Origin of the sequence: Nocardia sp. NPDC050175 (genome assembly GCF_044459885.1) — a bacterium.
Classification (GTDB): domain Bacteria; phylum Actinomycetota; class Actinomycetes; order Mycobacteriales; family Mycobacteriaceae; genus Nocardia.
The window spans coordinates 1-22,113 of record NZ_JBITJI010000012.1; the positions used below are offsets into that span (position 1 = coordinate 1).

Sequence of the window (22,113 nt, forward strand, 5' to 3'; positions counted from 1 at the left end):
TCGTCAACCGGGGGGTATGAGAGGCCGGAACCAATTAAATAATTGGCACTGACATTCATCGACACACTATTGAGTTCTCAAAGAACACACGCACACACCATCGCACGGACTTAATCCGCTTGATCGGTGAGGCAACTATACAGCTTAGCTCGGCTAAGAAACAAATTCTGTCTCCGAGAGAGCTAGTGTGATTCAGGCGCTCCTCGTACTACCTCGTTTCCCGGTCCATCCGCTCAGCGTTTCTGCTGGACTTCTCGGCTCCGGGTCGGTGTCCGTGTCGCTCTGACCTGGAATAAGTTACGCGGCGGCGAACGCTACGTCAAATCGCCTGCGCAGCGCGAGAATTCGCAGGCCAGAGGCCCGACATCTTGCCCATCGCGGTTACCGGTGAGCGCGCTCACATCATCAAGCAATCACCCCTGCCATCGCCCGATGAGCCAGACCCGCACCGCCGGTCAGCGGTCGCGCACGGGTGTGCGGCAGCGTCTAGTCATGAGCCCACAGCTTCCATACTTGGCTCTTGCCGGTATTGACGCAGACCGCGGCTCTGTTGTCGACGGTCCGTCCAAGGAATGTTTCCGGGTACGAGCACGGCTCACCGATAGTCACGATCTCGGGAACGAGCTGTGGGACGTCCCGCCAGTAATAGCGCCCGGGTGCAATGCCGAGACAAACCAGCAGTGTGCCGTCGGCGCGCTTGCCGAACTGTTGAAATGCGGTGCACGGCGCACCGTCGACTATGCCGGTTGCGGGAGCCGGTGAGGCCGTAGCCTGGGGCGGCTTCGCCGGACTGGTCGATTTGACGGGTGGGGCCGGTGCCGGCTGCTGGGGCGGTGCGGGGCTTCCGGTATCCGCAGGCGCCGGCGGAGACGTGGTGGTGGAGGCGGAGGTTGGGATTGCCGAGGGTGTCGTGGAGCTCGCTGCCGACGGACCGTTCGATTCCCCACCGCACGCCGCGGACGCGGAGCCCACCGCGGCAACTGCGATGAGGGTTCCGACGGTACGACATAGAACAGACCTTTTGGTGTGCATGCCTCGACCATCGGGGGTCCTCGCGTGCCGTTACAGCGAGGTGCTCACAGGTGTCCGCAGAGCGAAACAGTCACCACCACTTCGGGACTCGGCCTCGAGCCTGCTCCCCACCAACCCTGCACCACACCGGAGTCACACCACCCCCGCTGGCAGATCGAACGAATCGACACCCAACCCATGACCCCAACCAAACACCGCGTTATTGCCGCTCAACCGGACGGGTTCGGCTGTTGTGGAGCCAGTTCAGGCATTCCCACATGGGACAACGGTGTCGGCGCCGCAGCCATGGCGTCCGCGTACCGTCGCATTTGCCGGCAACGGGCGAGCCGGTTGTCTTGGTCGGCGCGGGCGACGCCACGGATGGTCAGCCCGTCCTCGCCGTCGAGCTCGGACAGCAACCGGCTGGCCGCGGCGAGGATCTCCCCGCGCAGCCGCTCGCCCTCCCCCCCAGCGGTTGCGCGCGCGAGGAGCGCCGACCTGGACCTGTTCCGACACGTACCCATTCTTATTACCCGAGCCACCCGGCCCGCCGCAGAGGTCACGGTCGTTTCTCGTCAGAGATCATCCGGGTCGATCATCGGGCCCGGAGGCCGTCGAGGATGAGCGAGACGACCGCCGCGGAGTCTGCTTCGGTCTCGGGGGAGTGCCATTCCGCGGCGTGTGTCGGGTCGTGGAAGCGGCTCGTCGCGTTCAAGACGGCCTGTGCGATCATTTCCGGCTCGTCAGTGGTGAAGTCGCCGGTGGCGACACCGTCGATGATGATGTCGCGGACCTGGGCGAGCAGGAAGTCGACATGGCCGGCTGACACGGTGCTGTGCTCGGCTGCCAGCACTCGGAAGGTGGCGAACAGTTCCGGGTCCTCCCTGGCTTTCGCCCATTTGATGGCGAACATGGTGGTGAGCAATGCGCGCAACCGCTCGGCCGAGGGCAGTTCGGAGTTGTGCGCCGCGGCGGTGAGTTCGTTCCGCACCTGGTCGAGCCAGCGCCGGATCACGGCCTCGCGGAGCGCGGCCTTGGACGCGAAGTGCCGGTACACGCTGCCGTGACTCACGCCCAGCTGCCGTGCGACGTCGAGCACCGTCGTCTTGTCCGGACCGTGCCGGCGAAGGATGTCCTCGGTGGCCGACACGATCGTCTCCGCGTCGAGCGGCTCCCCGCGCATCGCGCCTCCTTGCCTGTTAGTCACGTCATCGGCCTCGTGAACCTATGTCGCCACCGAGTCAGCGGTCAAACCTTGTCATCTGACTGACAACTATTGAAATCTGTCAGCACAATTCTATAAGGTATCGGTATCACCGACCAAGGAGACTCGTCATCAACACCTCCACCGCTTCCCTTGCAGGCCGCTCCGTGTCCCGGATCGGCTACGGCGCGGCCCAACTCCCGCGGCTGCACGACCGCCACGACGAGGCCGTCGCCCTGCTACGGCATGCCGTCGAGCTCGGCGTGAACCACGTCGACACCGCCGAGTTCTACGGCTTCGGCTTCGCCAACGCAGTCATCCGTGCAGCCCTGCGCCCCGAGGACGACGTGCTGGTCGTCAGCAAGGTCGGCGCTGAACCCAACCCGGGCGGGCCGGTGCCGCTGCGGATCGCGCAGCGCCCCGAACAGCTGCGGGCCGGCGTCGAGGACAACCTGCGCAGTCTCGGCGTCGACCAGCTCTCCGCGGTCAACCTCCGACGCTTGGACACCGGTCCCGGATTGCGCCCCGAGGGCGACCAAGTGGTCGACCTCGACGACCAGCTGGCGACCATGATCGCCCTGCGTGACGAGGGCAAGATCGGCGCGATCGGCCTGAGCAGCGTCACCCGCGATGTCCTGCGCCGCGCCCTGCCGGCCGGCATCGTCTGCGTGCAGAACGCCTACAGCCTCGCCTCCCGCGACGACGAGGACACGTTGCGGCTGTGCACAGCCGAGGGCATCGCGTGGGTGCCGTTCTTCCCGCTCGGCGGAGGATTCCCGAGCCTGCCCAAGGTCACCGACGAACCGGCCGTGCACACCGTGGCCAAGTCCCTGAACGTGACCCCGTCGCAGGTCGGCCTGGCCTGGCTGCTGCACCACGCGCCGAATATCCTGCTCATCCCCGGCACCGGCGACCCCACCCACCTGGCGGCCAACATGGCGGTCGGCGAGATCACCTTCGACGCGGACACGCTGGCCACTCTCGACGCCGTCGAGTCCCGCTCCAACAACGTCGTGATCGGCGCGGCGTCATGAAGGCCGTCGTCTACCGCGACAACGGCGGTCCCGACGTGCTCCAACTGGTCGACCGCGAACCGCCCATGCCTGCTCCCGGCGAGGTCCGCGTCCGGGTGGCCGTGTCCGGGGTCAACCCCACCGACTCGCAGGCCCGCGCCGCCCAGACCATGGCGTTCCCGGAGATCACGCCGCACCTGGACGGCGCAGGTGTGATCGATGCCGTCGGCGACGGGGTCGATCAGAGTCGGGTCGGCCAGCGGGTGTGGTTGTTCATGGCCGCTGCGGGACGGCCCACCGGCACCGCCGCAGAGTTCACCGTCGTGCCGGCCGGGCAGGCCGTGCCGCTGCCAGACGAGGCCGGTTTCGACGTCGGCGCTGCCCTCGGTGTTCCCGCACTCACCGCGCAACGCGCACTCACCGTCGCCGAGGACGGGCCGCGCCGGCTTCGGCCCGGCGCGCTGGCGGACAAAGTGGTACTCGCTGCGGGCGGGGCCGGGGCGGTCGGGCATGCGGTGATCCAGCTCGCCCGCTGGGCCGGTGCCACCGTGATCAGCACAGTCAGCAGCCCGGAGAAGGCTCGGCTGGCCACCGCCGCCGGCGCCCACCACGTGGTCAACTACCGCGAGGGTGACCCGGCCGCCGAGATCCGCGCGATCGCCCCGGCAGGCGTGGACATCGTCGCCGAGGTGGCGCTCGGCGCGAACCTCGCCCTGGATCTGGCCGTGCTGCGGCCGCGCGGCACGATCTCGACCTACGCCAACGACGGTGGTCATCCGGTCGAGTTGAACGTGGGGCAGCACATGGTGCGCAACACCCGCATGCAGTTCGTGGTGCTCTACACCGCCGGTCCTGATGTCCGCGCCGCGGCGGTCGCAGACGTCGCCGCCGCCGCCCGGGACGGCGCCCTGCCGGTCGGTGAGGAGCACGGCCTGCCCCTGCTCCGGTTTCCGCTCCACCGCACCGCCGATGCCCACCGGGCAGTCGAGGGCCGCTCGGTCGGCAAGGTCCTGGTCGACGTTATGTCGTGACGGTCCTCCGGCCCGCTCGTCAGACTCGAGACCGGACGCGTAGACCGGTGGAGGATCAGTCGCTGACGGCGATTCGGTGCATGGCGAGGAGACAGTGTCCGGTCTCCTCGTCGCTGCGGCGGTCGGTCACGGTGAAACCGAGTCGGTCGTAGACCGCGCGGGCCGAGGTATTGCGCTCGTACACCTCGAGGGTCAGGTCGCCGTGCATGGCGACAGCGTGTTCGACCAGCAGCCGGCCAATGCCCTGGCCCTGTGCTTCGGGGGCGACGAACAGCCCGCCGATTTCCGAGCCGAGCATGCCGAGTAGCCCGACGATGACGTCGTCCTGCTCAGCGACCCAATTCTCGGCGTGGATGAGGTAGACCTCGCGCATTGTGCGGGCGCGCTCGCCATCGCCCTCGCCGGGGATGAACGGGTGAGCACGCCGCACGGCACGCGACCACACGTCGATCACCCTGTCCTCGTCACTCGCTTGGTATCTGCGGATCGAGATGTCGCTGAGCACAGACGCACATTAGGTGATCGACACCAGCGACGGCGACGGGATTTGCTAGGTAGTTGGCCGAACGCAGATCGTGTGCTGTCACGGCGTGCGGTGCGGATTCGACTGTGCCGTCGCGGGATTCGCAGGCGGAAGCGGGTCGGGTCGCGATCCGACGGGAGTTGGACGCGGTGGTCGCCACCGGCGCACGATTTCCCGACCGCGGGTATGTCCGGATCGGCAGCAACACCAAATCGTTCGTACCGAACGCGTCCCGTCGCGCCTCAGCCGATGCTGTCCTGCACCGGATAGTGGATGACGACCGCACCGCCGGTGGCGTAGTTGACGACATCGGCGGACACGCGCTGGCCTTGCGGCGACGCCTGTGCCGCGGCCATGGCGGCGGCGTCAGCGAAGTCGGCTTCGAAGACCGCGAAATACGGCGTTTCTCCCTTGGTCGCCGCAACGTCGAAGCTGTACCGCCACGCAAGCAAGCCGGGCCAATTCATGACCAGTGGAAGGTGGTTGGTCACGTAGTAGTCGCGGAAGTGATCAGGGTCGGCGGGCTCGGGATACAGGACCACCAGCTTATGCATGACTGCCTCCTGCATCGTGTGTGCGTGCGGTGTCCGGTACCGCGGTCGCTTGAATCGTCATATGCGCAGGTTAGGGCTTGATGTGTGGTCGAGGGAAAGACCGGGACGGGATAGACTCAGAACGGATCGTTATCAATCGACCGGGAGGGCATGTGGCGCCGGATACGGTGAGCCTGCGGTACTTCCTGGTGCTGGCGCAGGAGTTGAACTTCACCCGCGCGGCCGCACGGATCGGTATCGCGCAGCCCGCACTCAGTGCCCGGATGCGCCGATTGGAGGCGGAACTCGGTACGAGCCTGCTGGTTCGTAACACGCGTAACGTCGTATTGACCACGGCCGGTGCGGCTTTGGCGGAGTCCGCGCCGCCCGCGCTGGCGGCGCTGGACCGGGCATGGGACACCACCCGGAATGCGGGGGCCGGTGAACTGGGCACGCTCCGCATCGGATACAGCCTCAGCACGGGGGCCGAGACGGCACCGGCCCTGGTGGACAGGCTCATTCGCAGCAGCCCCGGACTCGAGGTCGGCGCCGTCCCGATGGCGACACCGGAGATCTCCCCCGCGGTCGCCGACGGCCGCATCGATGCGGGGATCACCCGCGGTGAACAGCCGGGTCGTGGCGTGCGCCGGTTCCTGCTGCGGCGTGTGCGCGTCGGGGTCCAACTGGCACAGCATCATCCGCTGGCCGAACACCCGGAGATCGAGATCGCCGATGCGGCCGCGTATCCGCTGCGACTCCCCGACCGTACGGCCAACCCCGTGATCCACGATCAGCTGTCCGCACTGTTCCGCGACACCCGGCCGAACCCCCGATTCCACACGCCCGCAGTCTCTTTCGACATGTCTCAGCGCGACCTACGCGACGGGCTCACCCTCGCCCCGGCCGGTGAAACCGCGCTCACGGCCGCACCGGCCGGCCTCACGTGGCGACCGCTGCAGGGCGCACCCACCTTGACGATCCACCTGGTCCTCCCGCGCGTGCAGTCACCACTACACCGCCGTGTCCGTACCGTCGCCAAAACCCTGGCACACGAACTGCACTGGCTGCCGGACTGACGCGCAGCAGGTCTATCCCCCGGAGTATGCGTGGACGATGCGCCGGACGAATCTGACCGCAGTCGCGGAGGAGTACGGAACCGAACAGGCCAGCCGCCAAGGTGGCCGCGCGCTGATCAGTACCGGTGCCGACATCACCGACCGCTACCTCGACCGGCCACGGCAAGCGCCCGACTCCACAGCCGCCCTCGACAAGCTCCGCTAGCGCGAAACATGGGGATCGAAGGATGGGGGAAACCATGGGGGATCGCCCATAATAAACAAGTCGGGCCCGGCATTGCCGGGCCTGACTTGGGTAAAGGGTGGAGCTAAGGGGACTCGAACCCCTGACCCCCACACTGCCAGTGTGGTGCGCTACCAGCTGCGCCATAGCCCCGAGTGGGTTGCTTTCAGGTTTCCCTGACTGCCTGAACGAAGTTACACCACGGGTATGGCGGCGGCCAAATCGCGTTGAATCGGGGGTGGCGGTGTGGGGCCGGCAGTCGTAGACTCGAACGCATGTTCGAAGGAAACGATCTCTCGGTGCTGGACTTTCAGGCCATGAGCGATGAGGGGCTGATCGACGCCCTTCGGACTGCGCATGGGGCGTCGGCGGCGGCGCAGGCGGCGGAGGTGTTCGCGGTACGGGAGTTGTATCGGCGGCATCGGGCGGGGAATGCGGAGCCGGGGCCGGGTGGGGTGCGGGCCGGGGAGTTCGCGGCTACCGAGGCGGCGGTGGCGTTGCAGGTCGATGAGGGGTCTGCGGCGGCGATGATCGATATCGGGTTGGCGCTGGAGGATTGGTTGCCGCGCACGCGGGCGGAGTTCGCGGCGGGGCGGATCGACCTGGCGAAGGTGCGGGTGATCATCGATAACACGCGTGCGGTGGCCAGGGACGTGCTCGGCGAGTTGGAGCCGAGGTTGTTGGCGACGGCGGAGCGGACCACGCCGGTGCGGCTGCGACAGACGGCACGGCGGTGGGCGGCGCGGCTGGATCCCGGTGGGGCGCAACGGCGGCGGGAGCGGCGCCAGGATGATCGGGACGTCCGGATTCGGGCGGTGCAGGACAGCATGGCGGTGTTCGACGGGCTGCTGCCCGCGCCCGGCGCGCAGACGGTGGCCATGCGACTGCGGGAGATGAGTTTGCAGGTGTGCGCGTCGGATCCGCGGACGATGCCGCAGCGGCGGGCCGACGCGCTGGTGGCGTTGGCCGACGGGTCGGGGCAGTTGCGGTGCGCGTGTGGGCGCGGTGTGCGATGTCCGAAGGGGGATGTGGTGGGCGACCCGCCGCGGCGGCCGTTGATCCAGATCGGGATTCCGGCGGACACGTTGCTCGAGATGCGGGACGCACCCGCGTTTCTGGCCGGGTACGGACCGATCGATGCGGCGCTGGCCCGGATCCTCGCCGAACATGCCCGGTTCCAAGTGATTCCGGAACAGTCGGACGATGAATCGGGCGCACATGCACCACGCCTGGATCGGGAACTCCAAGCGCTGGACGGGATGTGCCGGTTCCCGGGGTGCACGATTCCCGCGGCCGAAGCAGAACTGGATCGGTCACTCGACGACGCGACCGCGACGGCGCTGTGCGCGCGTCACCATCGCTTGAAAACGTTGGCAGACAACAAGAAAGTGCCGTGGGAAACTTGGTTGGCCGACCCGGATCGGTTGCAGTGGACCGCACCGACCGGCGAGGTGCACACCACCTCCCGCGAAGGGGCCCGATACCTCTTCCCGCACAAGGACATCGACGTACCGATCGGCCCGACCGACACCCCACCCCAGACACCCGAGAGCAACCTCCCCGACGACCTCGCCTACCCCTTCCGCGGCCACGTCCTGGTCCACCGCCAACTGTGCCGAGTCGCTCCCGAGGACGAAATCCCCGACGACGCAACAACTCCCGCGATCAGCACGATGCGGTGAACCGCCGAAGAGAACCCACTGACCACCTGAAAACTCGACGCGCAGCGGTCCCGGCCGACTGGGGAAGCAGGACCGCGCCGTCGAACGGGCCGAGCCGCCGACTGGTGGAGCCGGCGGCTCGGCCCACGAACCAACCGACTCGATGCCAAGGGGACGTCCGGACCATCGAACGCGACCGCCCTGCGACCAACCGAATGCTCGGCGATCCGGCTGACTGGGGAAGCCGGGTATCCCGCCGAGCGGGCCGAGTCCGCGACGGGTTCGTTGGCTCGGCCCCCGAACCAACCGAATGCTCGGCGCCCGCGGTCCCGGGGAACTCCTGGAGTCGGATCGCCCACGTCGAGCGGGGCCGGGCCGCGGCAGGGTGGTGTGTCCGGCCCGGCCCCCACCCACGCTCAGGACTTGATGGCGATCCCGCCGACGATGATCTCCTCGACGAGCGTCAGCTTGTCGCGCACGATCTTGTCCGGTCGCCAGTACGACAGCGGCACCAGGCCGGGCTCGACCAGTTCGCAGCCGCGGAACAAACGGATGATCTCGTCGCGGGTGCGGAACCGCCCGGTACCGAGGAAGTCGAGGAACGACTTCTCCAACGCGCGCGATTCGTCGCCCGTGTCGAGGAAGTGCGTGATGAACAGGTGGCTGCCCACCGGCACGGCATCCAGGTACCCGTCGACCACGCCCTCGGGATCCTCGTCGTCGTGCAGGTGATGCAGCATGCCGACGAGCATGACGGCCACCGGTTCGGAGAAGTCGATCATCTTCTGCACGTCCGGATGGGCCAGCACCGCGGCGGGGTCGCGCAGATCGGCGGTGATGACGCGCGTCTGACCGTTCTCGCCAAGCAACGCTCGCCCGTGCGCCAACACGATCGGATCCTTGTCGACGTAGACGACCTTGGAATCCGGCTGCAGCGCTTGTGCGACCTGGTGGGTGTTCTCCATGGTGGGCAGACCTGCACCAAGGTCGAGGTACTGCTTCATTCCCGCTTCGCCTGCGAGATACTTGACCCCGCGGCCGAGCACCGCCCGATTCAGTTTGGCCAGCTCATCGACCTCGGGCATGGTTTCCCGCAGGTGATCGAGCACGACTTCGTCGGACGGGTAATAGTCCTTACCACCGAGTAGCGCATCGTAGACTCTCGAGATACTCGGCTTCGATACGTCGAACTCGACTGGGGCCGAATCGGAATTCGTCATCGTTCATCCCTTTACGCGCGATACTCGGACACTTGACCGCTTTCGAAAAAGCCTAGCCACGCAAGTCGATGTCGCGCGGCGCATTTGCTCGATCCGTGTCAAGTCGTCATCAGCGGGTAAGGGCGACCACCCAGTCCTCGTTGTTCACCTCGATCTTCGTCTTGCCGTCGAACACGGCGGGCGTTGCCGCAGAGCCGCCGAGGGCCGCGCCGAGGGCATCGGTCGTCGCGGTCGCGCTGGTGCGTGCCGCGTCGACCTTGGCGCCGGTGGAGATGCACTGCAGCACCGACTCCGGCGCGCCCGCGACCCTGGCCTGCGCGGCGAGTTCGTCATTGCTGAGGTCGGCGCCGCCCTCGCTCGGGCGCTTGGTGGTGAACAGTTCGGTGTGGAACTTCGAGTACACCGGGCCCGAACCACCCTCTGCGACACACTGATTGGCGGCCACCGCGCGCGACGAATAGTCCTTGCTGCGTGAGCGGGGATCGAGGAAGTTCACCAGCCGGTAGCGCACCGCCAGCTTGCCCTCATCGATCTGCTGCGCGATCTCCTGACCGTAGATGCGTTCCATGTTGCCGCAGCCGGGGCAGATCGGATCCTCGAAGATATCGACCGTCTTCGGCGCACCGGGCCTGCCGAGCAGAATCGAACCATCCGGCTCCAGCATCACGTGCACACCGGGATCGTGCGCGGACCCGTACCCGTCGTTGCGCACACTCGCCTCGTCATGCCCGCTGCGGACCGCCACGATAACGATCACCGCGATCAACGCGAGCGCAACGGCGCCCAACGCATACGTGGTCTTGCTGGACATGGGCCGCGGGGTGTAGTTCGAACGCGATTCGCTCACCCCAACACTCTGCCGCAACCAACCAACACCCCCGCCGCCAACCCCCATCCGCTGCGAGACTCCGCACACCGGGTTCACCCGTCACGCGGCCGTCAACCAGTCGCTGGCCGGGTTCGGGCCGGCGCGTGCATCGGCCGGGCCGCACGAGCGGCGCGTGTCCCGTTTCGCATTTCCCGCCCTCGCCATGAAGTCGACCCGCGCGAGTGGTTCATTAGTATAGCCTAAGCTTACCTGTGGGTCGACTTCAGAGCGGCAGCTATTTGTCACACGCCAGCGCGCTTGCCCTGGAGTCGCAGGTGGCTATGCTCGGATGGCTAGTTAGTGCACCCTAATTTTTTAGGGTGCACTAACCGGGTGGCGGTCCTGATCTGCGAGAGGCGTTCTGATGGTGGTTGCGAGTCCAGGGGTGAGTATGGAGATCGATCTCCGGGCGGAAATCAGTTCGGTACTCGGGATCTTGCCCGGTGCGGTCGACCCCGGCGTCGACCTCATCGAGCAGGGCCTGGATTCCCTTCGCATGATGCGGCTGGTCGGCCGGTGGCGCCGACTCGGTTACGACATCGACCTGGCGCGTTTGTCGGCCGAGTCGACAATCGATGCGTGGGCGGCACTGCTCGGAGATTGTCGGATTGCCGAAAGTAATTCCGTCACTTCAGATTTCGATGAGCCCGATGTGGCCGCCGCGTTCCCGCTGGCGACGACGCAGCACGCGTACTGGACCGGACGTTCACGCGACAGCGCGCTGGGCGGCGCACACCTGTACGTCGAGTTCGACGGTCCAGCACTGGATCCGGGACGTTTCCGTGCCGCGGTGTGGATGTTGCTGGAGCGGCACCCGATGCTTCGCGTCCGCCCACTGCACGACGGCACCCAGGTCATCGGCGCCGCCCACGCAGACGCGGTCGCCGTGCACGATCTACGCCAGGAGTCGGCGACGTCGGTCGCGCAGATCATGGAACATCGTCGGCAGCACGGCACGCGCCATGAGATGCCGATCGAGGAAGGCGCGGTGTTGCGCGCGGAACTGACGCTGTTGCCAGAAGGTCGCCGACGGGTACATCTCGCCGTGGACATGATCGCCGCCGACGCGATGAGTTACCGGGTGATCGTGGATGACCTGGCGCGGCTGTACCTGGGTGAGGACCTGCCCGAGCTGGATGTCACCTTCCCGGCGCTGTCGGCTCGGCGACGCGCGCGGGAATCCGACGTCGCCTGGTGGAAGGCCCGGATCGCCGACCTGCCCGGCCCGCCCGAACTCCCCGTCAACACGGCCGGTGGTGACGTGGCGCCCTCGACGTTGCGCCTGCACCACTTGATCGACACCGCCGACCAGCAACGGCTCGAAGAGGGCGCCCGCAGGCGAGGGGTGACGCCCGCGGCAGCCATGGCGGCCATGTTCGCCGAGGCGGTGGGCGCATTGTCGGCCAGCAACCGATTCCGGCTGACGGTGCCGCTGTTCGATCGTGACGTGGTGCATTCCGACGTCGCCGCGGTGGTCGGCGCGTTCACCTCCACGATCGTCGTCGACGTCGATCTCGCTGAAGAACAGTCGCTGGTCCAGCGCGCCCGCAGTATGCAGGTGGCGATGCACGAGGCGGCCGGACGCGGCACGGCCGGTGGCCTGGACGTGCTGCGCGAACTCGGTGAGCAGGTGGTGTCGCCCGTGGTGTTCACCAGCGCGCTCGGGCTCGGCGAGTTGTTCTCGCCGGTCGCGGCCGAGGTGCTCGGTGAGCCGTCCTGGATCGTCTCGCACGGCCCGCAGATGCTGCTCGACGCGAAGGTTGTCGAGGTCTCCGGTGGTCTACTGGTCAATTGGGGTGTGCGCACCCCGGAGTTGGCCCCGGTCACGGCGCGGTCGATGTTCGACTACTACGTGGGACTGCTGGATCTGCTGATCGCAGGCGAGTGGGACAGTCTCGCTCCTGTTCCGGGCAGAATGTCGGCGCCGGAGTACCACTTCGAGTCCCGGCCGATCGACATCGAGGGCGATGCCGTGATCGCGCATCGCTGGCTCAACCACCCGAAGTCGGCGTACTGGGGCATGCTCAACAGCAGCCTGGCCGATGTGGTGGAACTGATTCGAGAGGCCGGCACCGACCCCGATTCGCGTTTCGGCATGCGCATCGGCGACTTCGAAGGCGAACCACAGTTCCTTTTCGAACTGTACAACCCCGTGACGAGCGAACTTGCCAAGCCCGGCACCGGGTATTCGCACGAGCCAGGCGACATCGGTATGCATCTGCTGGTCGCCAGCACCGATCGCCGGCTGCCCGCGTTCACCGGAAACGTGATGCTGCACATCATGCAGACCGCGTTCTTCGAGCTCGGCGCGCAGCGCGTCGTCGTCGAGCCGGATGTGCGCAACCTGGACGTCCAGCGGCTCAACGCCGCGGTCGGATTCGTGGTCGCCGGTGACTATCCAGTGGCAGGCAAGGTGGCACGACTCAGCTATTGCACCCGCGCGAATTTCATTCGCATGACGGACAACGGACGGTCTCTCGCCGCCGTCGATACAACGTTTTATCTCTGAGAAGGCAGCGTTTTGAATAATATCGAGGCTTCGGCCGACAGTTATGCCTTCTGGCACACCTATGACACCAGAATCGCGAAGAAGGTCCTCTCCGAATTCTGCCACGAGCGTTTCCTGCGCCCCGTCGAGTTGTCGCCCGGTCTGTACGTGGTCTATTCCGACGACCGCCGCACGGAGTATCGCTTCCGCGCCGAAATCCTGTCGCTGGACAGCTGGAGCATCGACGAGTCGTCGCTGGTGCGGATCTGCGACGGCGTGCAAACACGCATCGACTCGATCAACCTCATCGTCGACCTGGGCAACTCCCTCGGCATCTCCCCGGAGGCACTGCCCGAGTACCTCGAGGAATTCACCAACACCCTCGCCATCAGCACGAATCGCCCCGACACGCGCCGGATCGCGGCGGCCGAACTCGCCGAAGCGGATTTCCAGACGATCGAGCAGACGATGACCGAGGGACACCCCTGCATCGTCGCCAATGCAGGCCGCCTCGGTTTCGGCGCGGACGACATCGAGCGCTACGCACCCGAATCGGGTGGTCGATTCCCGCTGACCTGGGTGGCGGTGTTGCGGGAGAACACCGATTTCCAAGGGGTTTCCGGCGTCGACTACGACAGCCTGGTTCGCGACGAACTCTGTGCACGGACCCTCGAGCGTTTCGATGCCGTGCTCACCGGCCGCGGCCTCGACCCGGCGTCGTACTACTACATGCCGGTGCACCCGTGGCAGTGGACGCAGAAGATCGCGCGAATCTACGCGGTCGACATTGCCGAGCAGAAGATCGTGAAGCTCGGCGAAGCGCCAGACCTATATCAGCCGCAGCAGTCCATTCGGACCCTGTTCAACATCACGAATCCGGCCCGCCACTACGTGAAGATGGCACTGTCGATCGTCAACATGGGCTTCACCAGAGGCATGTCCGCGGACTACATGCGGACCACACCGCTGATCAACGATTGGGTCCGCGCCCAGGTGAGCGGCGACGCGTACTTGAAATCGCTGGGCTTCGAGATGCTGTACGAGGTCGCGGCGATCGGCTACCGCAACACCAGCTTCACCACCATCACCGAGCCAGGGTCGGAGTATCGAAAGCTGCTGTCGGCGCTGTGGCGCGAGAGCCCGATTCCGCGGGTTGACGAGCGCGAGCAGCTGACAACCATGGCAGCGCTGCTGCACGTCGACCACCACGGCACGCCGCTGGTCGAGGCCATCATCGGCCGGTCGGGCCTGGCCGCGCCGGAATGGCTGGCGCGGTACCTGCGCTGTTACCTCCAGCCGATCATCTACCTGCTGTACAAATACGAGTTCAAATTCTCCCCGCACGGCGAGAACCTGATTCTCGTGCTCGACGGCGGGGTCCCCGTGCGCGGCATCCTGAAGGACATCGGCGAAGAGGTGTCCATTTTCGCCGCGCCGGCGGATATTCCGGACTCCTGCCGCCGCGTGGTGACCGAGGAGGCCGACGAGATCCGAAACATGGGCGTGCTCTCGGATGTGTTCGACGATTACCTGCGCCATCTCGCGTTGATCATGCATTCGAGCGGATTGGTCGCGGACGAGACCTTCTGGACCGTCGTCGCGCGCAGCGTGATCGAGTTCCAGGAACAGCATCCCGATATGTCCGAGAAGTTCCGCAAGTGGGATCTATTCGCGCCGACTTTCAAGGCGATCCACATGAATCGTCTGCAGCTGTCGAACAACCGGCGCATGGTCAATCTCGGCGATTCGTATGCGACGCTGATCGACGCGGAGCACGAACTCGTGAATCCGATCGCGTGCCACCGGCCCCCGGCCGCGTTGGCGCGTGTCGCAGAGACGGCGGTCTCGTGACCACCCGCACCGTGCTTGCGGACCTGGAAATCATCCGGGATGCCCAGGGCGTCCCGCACATCGTTGCGGATTCGGCCGAGGGCGCGCTGTTCGGTCAGGGTTATGTGTGCGGGGTCGATCGCGCCTGGCAGATCGAGTTCCTGCGCCTGCGGGCCGAGGGGCGCAGCGCGGAGGTCTTCGGCGCGGACGGCGTCGGCTGGGACGACTTCGCCCGCCGCGCCCAGCTCGACCGGGCCGCTCGCCGGATCTACGAAGCGTCGTCCCCGCGTTCGCAGGGGCTGATCCGGGCCTACGTCGGTGGCGTGAATGCCACGCTCGAGACCGCGGAGGCCATCGAGTTGACCGAACTCGGGCATCGTCCCACGGCGTCGCAGCCCTGGACGCCGGTCGCCATCTTCCTTCTGCACCACATCCTTTTCGGGCGTTTCACCACAAAACTGTGGCGCTTGCACGCTGCCCGCGCGCTCGGGTCGCAGGCGCTGACCCTGTTCGACTGTGAGGGCGTCGACGCGACCTCGGCGACCGTTCCCGACTATCCCGAGGAGGCGTTCCTCACCGACCTGCTCAGCGGGTTCACCGAGGGCGTCGTGCCGGGGACCGAGGCGGCGCGCGAATCGTTCGGCGAACCCCTGTCCGGTAGCAACGCGTGGGGCGTCGCGGCGTCGCGCACGGCGACCGGGGCGCCGCTGATCGCTGGTGACCCGCACCGCTTCCTGGAGTTACCCGGGGTCTACCAGCAGTTCCATCTCGCCTGCCCGGAGTTCGACGTTGTCGGGTTCTCCTTCGCGGGCGTGCCAGGCGTGCCGCACTTCTGCCATTCCGGCACGGTGGCATGGGGGATCACCAATGCGATGGCCGATTACCAGGACGTATATCTGGAACGGCTCAGTAGGTCGGGTACGGACGTGTTCGCCGAATCGGTGGGAGGCAGCCGGGCGGCCGGTGTCCGGCGTGAGGAAATCCTGGTGCGCGGCGGTAATCCGGTCGAGATCGAGATCATCACCACCGACAATGGCCCGGTGCTGTTCGGCGGGCCGGAGGCGTCGTTCGCGCTGAGCCTGCGCAGTCCTATGCTCAACGATCCCGAAGTCACCTTCGACGCCACGCTGGATGTGCTGTTCGCCAAGACTGTCGGCGATGTCGAGCAGGCCATGCGGCAGTGGGTCGAGCCGGTGAACCGGATCGTCATCGCCGACACCAGCGGCCGAGTGACCCATCACGTCGTCGGCAAGGTCCCGGTGCGGGCGCACGCGAACTACTGGCTGCCGGTGCCGGGCTGGGACGAGCGCTATCAATGGCGGGGCTATGTCACGCCGTCGGTGAGCGACGGTGTCGACGCGAGTGTGGCCGACTACTCGGTGATCGCCAACCAGCGCATCCCGGATTCGCTCGCGCTGCAGCCGGTCACCACCGAATGCGCGCCGCCGGCGCGCGCCGCGCGAATCGGTGAACTACTGGACGCTGATCCGGCGGTGTCCGTCGACGGTTGCGAACGCATCCACGGTGACGTCGCCAACGAGCAGGCCGAGCTGATCCGTGGGCTGCTGCCCTCGCTGACCGGGTTGAGCCAGGCCGCTGCGGAGGTTCGCCGCAGGCTGCTCGCCTGGGACGGCGCTATGCGGGCGGACAGCACCGACGCCTACGTTTTCGCGGAGGTGCGCACCCGGTTGGTGCGCGCCATCGCTCGCCACGAGGCTCTCGCCGGACTCGCTGAGCCACACGTGTTCTCGCGCGTACTCGATCCCTGGTTCGTGGTGGAGACGCGGCTAGCGGCGGCACTGGAGGCCGTGCTGCGACTCGCGCCCGGTATCGGCGTCGAGGTCGACCGGTTGGTGGGCGAGGCCCTCGAAGCAGTCGCGGTGCATCTCGGCGAACTCGACACTGTCCCGACGTGGGGCAGTGTCCACGTCCTCGCCCCGCTGCACGGTATGGATCTCGCCGGTGTGTCGCCGAAGCACCCCGAGATGTCCGCACAGGTCCGGCCGACCCGGCTGCCGCTGGGGGGCGACGCCGAGTGTGTCTTCGCCAACGCGAGCGCCATCGGGTTCTCGCATGCGTGCAGCCTGGGATCGGCGGCCCGATACGTCTGGGATCTGGCCGACCGTGACGCCAGTCGCTGGATCGTCCCGCTGGGCGTCAGCGGCGATCCGCAGTCGCCGAACTTCGAGGATCAGGCACCGCATTGGGCACGCGGGGAGCTGATCCCCATCGTCAGCGACTGGGCAAGTCTGCGCGAGTCCGCTCGACGGCACGAGGTCTTCGACCGGGTCCACACCGCCGAAAACGATTCGGTGTCCGCCTACCAGCTTGCGCGAACGGATCGACCGCGGTCCTCGGGCGACCCGACGTTAGGAGAACCATTTCCGAATTCCCATATCACGAAGCCCCGAACGTCGGGGTGGCCACGGCAGGGTGTTCGCGCAAGTCGCCCCAAGGGAAGTCCGCGCGACCCGAGCACCTTCGCCGAAACAGGTTCGTTTTCGATGCAATTCAAACGTAGTGGGGCTTTCCGTGTCACATGAACTCACTTCCCCATGGGGGAGGCCATCCAGGTTCGCCGATCCGGGCGACGGCTGGGCCGCCGCTGGTAGCGGACTGGCGCTGCTGGCCGCGGCGACCGCAGGGAATCATCACCGGTCGCCGCTGCCGTCAGGTGATCCCGCCGACGTGCTCGCCGCCGTGGCGAAAGCGCTGGGGTCCGAGCACATCCCGGAAAGTGGGGTCGGCGAGGCCGCCGCGCTGGGGCAGCTGGCCGACTTGATCGCCCGGCACGGTCTGGACCTGACCCACAAGCTGAGCGCGGCGCATCTGCAGCCGCCGCCGCTGACGGTGGCGGTGGTCGCCGACGCGCTGGCCAGCGCCACCAACGCCTCACTGGACACTTATGACTCCGGCCCGGCGACCTTGGCCATCGAAAAGTGGACCATCAACGCGCTGGCGCGACTGGCGGGCTTTCCCGAAACCGCCGGTGGCGTGTTCGGCCCCGGTGGGTCCTACTCGAACCTGCTCGCACTGCTGATCGCCCGCGACTACGGCGCGGCGCGGCAGGGCATCGATATCCGGCAGAACGGCGTAAGCGCACTGCCCCGGCCGGTGGTGCTGTGCTCACGGGTCGGGCACTTCTCCATCCACCGCGCGTGCGCCGCACTGGGTCTCGGTGAAGCGGCCGCGATCTCTGTGCCGGTCGACTCCGAGCACCGGATGATCCCGGAAGCCCTCGAGGAACTGCTGACCGAGCTCAGCGCCAGTCATACCCCCGTCGCGATCGTCGCGACCGCGGGTACCACGGATTTCGGCTCCGTCGATCCGCTGCCCGAGATCGCCGATATCGCGGCGCGGCACAACGTTTGGTTCCACGTCGACGCAGCCTACGGTTTCGGCTCGCTGTTCTCCGACAACCTGTCCGGCTTGCTGACCGGCATCGAGCGCGTCGACTCGGTGACGCTGGACCTGCACAAGGTCGGTTGGCAGCCGGCCGCAGCCAGCGTGTTGCTGCTGTCGGACCGGGAGCGTTTCGCCTCGCTGAGCCGCTCCGTCGCGTACCTCAACCCCGACGACGATGTGGAGGCCGGTTTCGGGGGCCTGCTCGGTCAGACCTTGCAGACCACCCGCCGCCCGGACGTGCTGAAGGTGGCGGCGACATTCCTGGCCTACGGCCGCGAGGGCCTCGGCGACATGCTCGACACCTGCCACGAGCTGGCACGCTACGCCGAACGCCGCATCGGCACCGAAATGCAGCTCGAGCTGATCGCGCCGGTCACCCTGACCACGGTGGTGTTCCGCTACCGCTGCGAGGAGCTGGACCTGGACCAGGTGAACGCCGAACTGCGGCGACGCCTGATCAGTTCCGGCAAGGCGCTGATCGGGCGCACCCAGGTGCGGGTGCACGGCGGCGGTGAGCCGCGCACCTGCCTGAAACTCACCTTGCTCAACCCCGAATCGAGTGAGCTCGATATCGATTCGCTGTTCGACGAGCTGTTGCGCGTCGGTCTGGAATTGGAGTCGGAAGGCTTGCAGAGCGATCACGACGAGATGGTGAAGATCTATGAGTGAGGTCCACAAGGTCGACATCCTGGCGATCGGGTGCGGCCCGTTCAACATCGGTCTCGCGGCGATGGCTTCGACGGTCGACGACCTCGATGTGCTGGTGGTCGATTCCGTCGACGAGTTCCGCTGGCACCCCGGCCTCATGTTCGACGAGGCGAAGCTCCAGGTCAGCTTTCTCTCCGACCTGGTCTCGCTGGTCGATCCGACGCACCCGATGTCGTTCTTGGCCTACCTGGCCGACGTCGACCGGCTGTACCCGTTCCTGGTGCGCGAGGACTTCTTCCCGACACGGCGCGAGTACGAGGCCTACCTGCTGTGGGCGGTCGATCGTCTGACCTCGTTGCGGTTCGCCACGACCGTCGAGACAGTTCGATGGGACGAGAGCGAGCAGCACTTCGAGGTGTCGGTCACCAGCGGCGGGAACGCCTCGGTGATCCACGCGGGCCACGTCGTGGTCGGCGTCGGCACGGAACCCGCTATCCCACCGGAACTCTCGACCACCTCGCCCGCGCTGGTGCACAGTTCGCAGTACCTGTTCCACCAGGACTCCGCGCACCAGGCCGACTCGGTCACGGTGATCGGTTCCGGCCAGTCCGGCGCCGAGATCGTCATCGACCTGCTCGAGGCGAACCTGCGGGGCGGTCCTGCGGTGCAGTGGTGGACCCGCACCCCCTGGTTCGCGCCACTGGACTTCACCAAGCTGTCGCTGGAAATGACCACTCCCGCCTACATGGACTACTTCCACAGCCTGCCGGAGGACACCCGCGACCGGGTGCGAGCAGGTCATTGGCAGTTCCACAAGGGCATCTCCGCCGACACGCTCGCACGGCTGCACGACCTGCTCTACCGTCGTCAACTGCTGGAGAAGCCGCAACCGGTGCAGGTGCGCAACGGCGTCGCGGTCGAAGGCGTCGACACCATGGCCGACGGGCGGCTGCGCATCCGCGGACGGCACCTGGACACCGGATCGCTGATCGCGCACATCGCGGACCTCGTCATCGCGGCCACCGGGTATAAGGACCGCAAGACCGACTTCCTGGCCCCGGTCGCCGACCGGCTGCGGCGCGACTCGCGCGGCCGCCTGGTCGTCGAGTCGAACCACGCCGTCGCGGCCGACGACGCGCTGTCCGGCCGGATCTTCGTGGCCAACGCCGAGGCGCATGCCGTCGGCGTCTCGGCCCCGAATTTGGATATCGGCGCGGTCCGCAACGCCAAGATCCTCAACTCCGTGCTCGGCCGCGAGGTGTACCGCCTACCGCGCAACACGGCGTTCACCAGCTTCGGCGTGACGGACGAGGAGGTATTCGAGTAGAGCACGCTCCGGCGCGTCGGCCCACCTACCCGGACTGCGCCGCGCGCGCCTCACCTGGCGACATGGCACCCAGGTGGTGCGCTTTCCGGGGCCCGGCCTCGGCGTAAACAATCGCTTCGTCTCTGAGGAGTACTTGATGTCCGACCCTATCCACGACGCGCTCAACAGCATCCTGGAAGAAGATCTCGACCTCTCGCTCACCGAAGTCTCCCGGTCCTCCCTGCTCGTCGAGGATCTGGGCATCGACTCGGTGGCGTTCGCCATCGGCGTGGTCGCCATCGAAGAGCGGCTCGGCGTCCAGCTGACCGAGAAGGAGATGTCCGAGGCCGCTTCGGTGGGCGATCTCGAAGATCTCATCCGTTCGAAGGCAGGCAGCGTCGCTCAGTAGCCAGCGCCGCTGAACATCCGACCTAGTCGACCTACTACCTGATCCGCGACGGCGGTCTGTGGAAGTTCGATTGGAAGGCGTTCTGCCAGAACGCCGCGTGCGCGGGTGACCCGAAGTTCGACTACTGAGCCGGGCGGCGATCGACCTACCATCCCCCACGGCTAGGAGAAACAATGAATGTATTGACCGACGCCCAGATGGAACTCATGCGACGGCGGCTGGCCGACGCGGGTATCGCGGGCGATCAGGAGGCGGCCGTCGCCGAGGATACGCGGCCGGAGCCCTCGGACGGTGATCTCGGCGTCGCCGAGCGGCGGATGTGGAAGATCTACGAACTGGACCCGGAGTCGATCTCGCACAACCATGGGGTCTTCCTGGAATTCGACGACGCCTACTCTGTGGAAGCGGTGATCGCCTCGTTCGAGCGACTGGTCAACGCCTCCGCAGTACTCAGCTCGGTGATCGCCGACGGCGACGACGGCCTACCGCGGCGAGCGCCGAACCGCTGGGACGGCCGCTGGGTCGTGCACGGCCAGGTCTGGGAGTGGGGCTCGATGCCGGAGACCGGTGCCGCCGAAGGGCAGGAATACGCGGAGGTTGTCCGGGGCGCCGCCTCGGTGTTGTCCACAGCACCGTTTCGGCTGCGGCAGGACCCGCCGATTCGCGCGCGCGTCTACGCGCGGCCGAACGGCGGTGTTTCCATGGTTCTGGTGCTGCACCACCTCGCCTTTGACGAGACGGCGCTGCCGCGGATTATCGGCGGTCTGGTGGCTCGTCCGGAAGCCGCCGTGAGCGAGACTCGCGCGCCCCGGACCGTGACCCGCCGCGGCGCCGCGCTCGACCGCGCGGTGCGGCACGCGACCGAGACTTGGGCAGCTGAGGGCATCCGCTACCCGTTGTCCGGAGCGCTTCCTGAGACCAGCCCTGAGCAGAGCTGGTTGTCGGCGATGACGGAGGGGTCGGGCGCCTACCTGACGCACCCGATCGATCGGTCCGATGTCAGCGCGCTCGCCGGAGTTGCCCGTACGGTCGGCGCGACCCCGAACGCGGTGTTCATCGTCGTGTCCGCGCTGAGTATCGCCGCCATGACCGGCGCGGACGACTACGTCCTGCTGGTGCCCGCAGACAACCGGCAGCCGGAGGACGCGCCGGACCAGGTCGGTTACTGCGGGAATGTCGTGCCCATGCGCTTCACGATCGATCCGGCGGCGAGTACGAAAGACGCGCTCCGCGCTGCGGTTTCGACGGTCTACGATGCGATGGAATTCTCCTCCGTCGACTACGGGCCGATCCTCACTGCGCTGCGCGGTGCGGGCGGGCGTTTCCCGGTGGCCGAGGTGATGGTACTGGTGCGGAACGCGCCGCTGCGCGGTGTTCCGGTTCCCGACGGCGCGAGCGTCAGCTGCGAAACCGTCTTCAAAGGTGTTGTGCACTATCCGCTCTCCCTCGCGTTCGAGATCAGCGAGGACGACCGAGTGCACTTGGAGATCGAGTATCGGACCGATGTTCTCGACACGTCCTATGCCCGCCGTGCGGCGAACGTGGTCGCCGAACTCGTCGCGCGCGTGCCGCGCTCGCTCGATCGTCCGGTGGCGGAGCTGTTCGATGAGATCCGGTCGGCGGTCGGCGTCTAGCCGGTCAGTGGCCGGGTGATCCTGGCGGTC

18 protein-coding genes and 1 tRNA gene are annotated in these 22,113 nt (G+C 66.9%); 12 read left to right on the forward strand and 7 right to left on the reverse strand.

Features of this window, described 5'->3' with window-relative positions; all coding sequences use genetic code 11:
• Positions 1-1,241 precede the first annotated feature (1,241 nt).
• Together ACIBK2_RS33185 and ACIBK2_RS33190 are read right to left on the reverse strand one after the other, a co-directional pair.
• Positions 1,242-1,535, reverse strand: a complete 294-nt coding sequence (locus ACIBK2_RS33185) for a hypothetical protein (protein WP_396973081.1) — start codon at positions 1,533-1,535, stop codon at positions 1,242-1,244.
• Positions 1,536-1,606: 71 nt separating this feature from the next.
• Positions 1,607-2,194 (reverse strand): TetR family transcriptional regulator, encoded by a 588-nt coding sequence (locus ACIBK2_RS33190; RefSeq protein WP_396973083.1) that lies wholly within the window; start codon positions 2,192-2,194, stop codon positions 1,607-1,609.
• Positions 2,195-2,346: 152 nt separating this feature from the next.
• Here ACIBK2_RS33190 and ACIBK2_RS33195 point away from each other — a divergent pair, with 152 nt between their 5' ends.
• On the forward strand, positions 2,347-3,249 hold the full coding sequence (locus ACIBK2_RS33195) for an aldo/keto reductase (RefSeq protein WP_396973588.1): 903 nt from the start codon (positions 2,347-2,349) through the stop codon (positions 3,247-3,249).
• Entirely contained in the window at positions 3,246-4,259 is a 1,014-nt protein-coding gene (locus tag ACIBK2_RS33200) for an NADPH:quinone reductase (protein WP_396973085.1), read from the forward strand. The genes ACIBK2_RS33195 and ACIBK2_RS33200 overlap by 4 nt, the downstream gene beginning before the upstream one ends.
• A 55-nt stretch (positions 4,260-4,314) precedes the next feature.
• On the opposite strand, the gene ACIBK2_RS33205 is transcribed toward ACIBK2_RS33200, so the two are convergent.
• Positions 4,315-4,764, reverse strand: coding sequence for a GNAT family N-acetyltransferase (locus ACIBK2_RS33205; protein ID WP_396973087.1), 450 nt, complete (start codon positions 4,762-4,764; stop codon positions 4,315-4,317).
• 260 nt (positions 4,765-5,024) lie between these two features.
• Positions 5,025-5,336 carry an EthD family reductase gene (locus ACIBK2_RS33210; protein ID WP_396973089.1) on the reverse strand — a complete coding sequence of 104 codons (312 nt, stop codon included), beginning with the start codon at positions 5,334-5,336 and terminating at the stop codon, positions 5,025-5,027.
• Between the two features lie 152 nt (positions 5,337-5,488).
• On the opposite strand from ACIBK2_RS33210, the gene ACIBK2_RS33215 reads away from it, so the two are divergent.
• Together ACIBK2_RS33215 and ACIBK2_RS33220 are read left to right on the forward strand one after the other, a co-directional pair.
• Complete coding sequence (locus ACIBK2_RS33215; RefSeq protein WP_396973091.1) at positions 5,489-6,391, forward strand: LysR family transcriptional regulator; 903 nt, start codon at positions 5,489-5,491, stop codon at positions 6,389-6,391.
• Positions 6,392-6,428: 37 nt separating this feature from the next.
• On the forward strand, positions 6,429-6,596 hold the full coding sequence (locus ACIBK2_RS33220) for a hypothetical protein (RefSeq protein WP_396973093.1): 168 nt from the start codon (positions 6,429-6,431) through the stop codon (positions 6,594-6,596).
• A gap of 98 nt (positions 6,597-6,694) precedes the next feature.
• Here the strand turns inward: ACIBK2_RS33220 and ACIBK2_RS33225 are convergent.
• A tRNA-Ala gene (locus ACIBK2_RS33225) sits at positions 6,695-6,767 on the reverse strand.
• A gap of 122 nt (positions 6,768-6,889) precedes the next feature.
• Between ACIBK2_RS33225 and ACIBK2_RS33230 the strand changes: the two genes are divergently transcribed.
• Positions 6,890-8,296, forward strand: a complete 1,407-nt coding sequence (locus tag ACIBK2_RS33230; protein ID WP_396973095.1) for a DUF222 domain-containing protein — start codon at positions 6,890-6,892, stop codon at positions 8,294-8,296.
• 395 nt (positions 8,297-8,691) lie between these two features.
• On the opposite strand, the gene ACIBK2_RS33235 is transcribed toward ACIBK2_RS33230, so the two are convergent.
• The gene (locus ACIBK2_RS33235; protein WP_396973097.1) at positions 8,692-9,495 is read right to left on the reverse strand and encodes an SAM-dependent methyltransferase; all 804 of its coding nucleotides are present in this window, start codon (positions 9,493-9,495) and stop codon (positions 8,692-8,694) included.
• A 109-nt stretch (positions 9,496-9,604) separates the two neighbouring features.
• The gene (locus ACIBK2_RS33240; protein ID WP_396973099.1) at positions 9,605-10,342 is read right to left on the reverse strand and encodes a DsbA family protein; all 738 of its coding nucleotides are present in this window, start codon (positions 10,340-10,342) and stop codon (positions 9,605-9,607) included.
• 412 nt (positions 10,343-10,754) lie between these two features.
• On the opposite strand from ACIBK2_RS33240, the gene ACIBK2_RS33245 reads away from it, so the two are divergent.
• The 7 genes from ACIBK2_RS33245 to ACIBK2_RS33275 all read left to right on the forward strand — a co-directional run bounded on the left by ACIBK2_RS33245 (position 10,755) and on the right by ACIBK2_RS33275 (position 22,083).
• A complete protein-coding gene (locus ACIBK2_RS33245) occupies positions 10,755-12,872 on the forward strand; it encodes a GNAT family N-acetyltransferase (protein ID WP_396973101.1) in 2,118 nt (705 codons plus the stop codon).
• A 12-nt stretch (positions 12,873-12,884) separates the two neighbouring features.
• Positions 12,885-14,702: an IucA/IucC family protein gene (locus tag ACIBK2_RS33250; RefSeq protein ID WP_396973103.1), complete on the forward strand. Its 1,818-nt coding sequence runs from the start codon at positions 12,885-12,887 to the stop codon at positions 14,700-14,702.
• Positions 14,699-17,224, forward strand: a complete 2,526-nt coding sequence (locus ACIBK2_RS33255; RefSeq protein WP_396973104.1) for a penicillin acylase family protein — start codon at positions 14,699-14,701, stop codon at positions 17,222-17,224. Before ACIBK2_RS33250 ends, ACIBK2_RS33255 begins: the two co-directional genes overlap by 4 nt.
• Positions 17,214-18,755 carry a pyridoxal phosphate-dependent decarboxylase family protein gene (locus tag ACIBK2_RS33260; RefSeq protein WP_396973106.1) on the forward strand — a complete coding sequence of 514 codons (1,542 nt, stop codon included), beginning with the start codon at positions 17,214-17,216 and terminating at the stop codon, positions 18,753-18,755. Before ACIBK2_RS33255 ends, ACIBK2_RS33260 begins: the two co-directional genes overlap by 11 nt.
• Positions 18,748-20,061: a lysine N(6)-hydroxylase/L-ornithine N(5)-oxygenase family protein gene (locus ACIBK2_RS33265; RefSeq protein ID WP_396973108.1), complete on the forward strand. Its 1,314-nt coding sequence runs from the start codon at positions 18,748-18,750 to the stop codon at positions 20,059-20,061. The genes ACIBK2_RS33260 and ACIBK2_RS33265 overlap by 8 nt, the downstream gene beginning before the upstream one ends.
• Positions 20,062-20,197: 136 nt before the next feature.
• Positions 20,198-20,449: an acyl carrier protein gene (locus ACIBK2_RS33270; protein ID WP_396973110.1), complete on the forward strand. Its 252-nt coding sequence runs from the start codon at positions 20,198-20,200 to the stop codon at positions 20,447-20,449.
• A gap of 173 nt (positions 20,450-20,622) precedes the next feature.
• Positions 20,623-22,083 (forward strand): condensation domain-containing protein, encoded by a 1,461-nt coding sequence (locus tag ACIBK2_RS33275; protein ID WP_396973112.1) that lies wholly within the window; start codon positions 20,623-20,625, stop codon positions 22,081-22,083.
• The last annotated feature ends 30 nt before the right edge of the window (positions 22,084-22,113 follow it).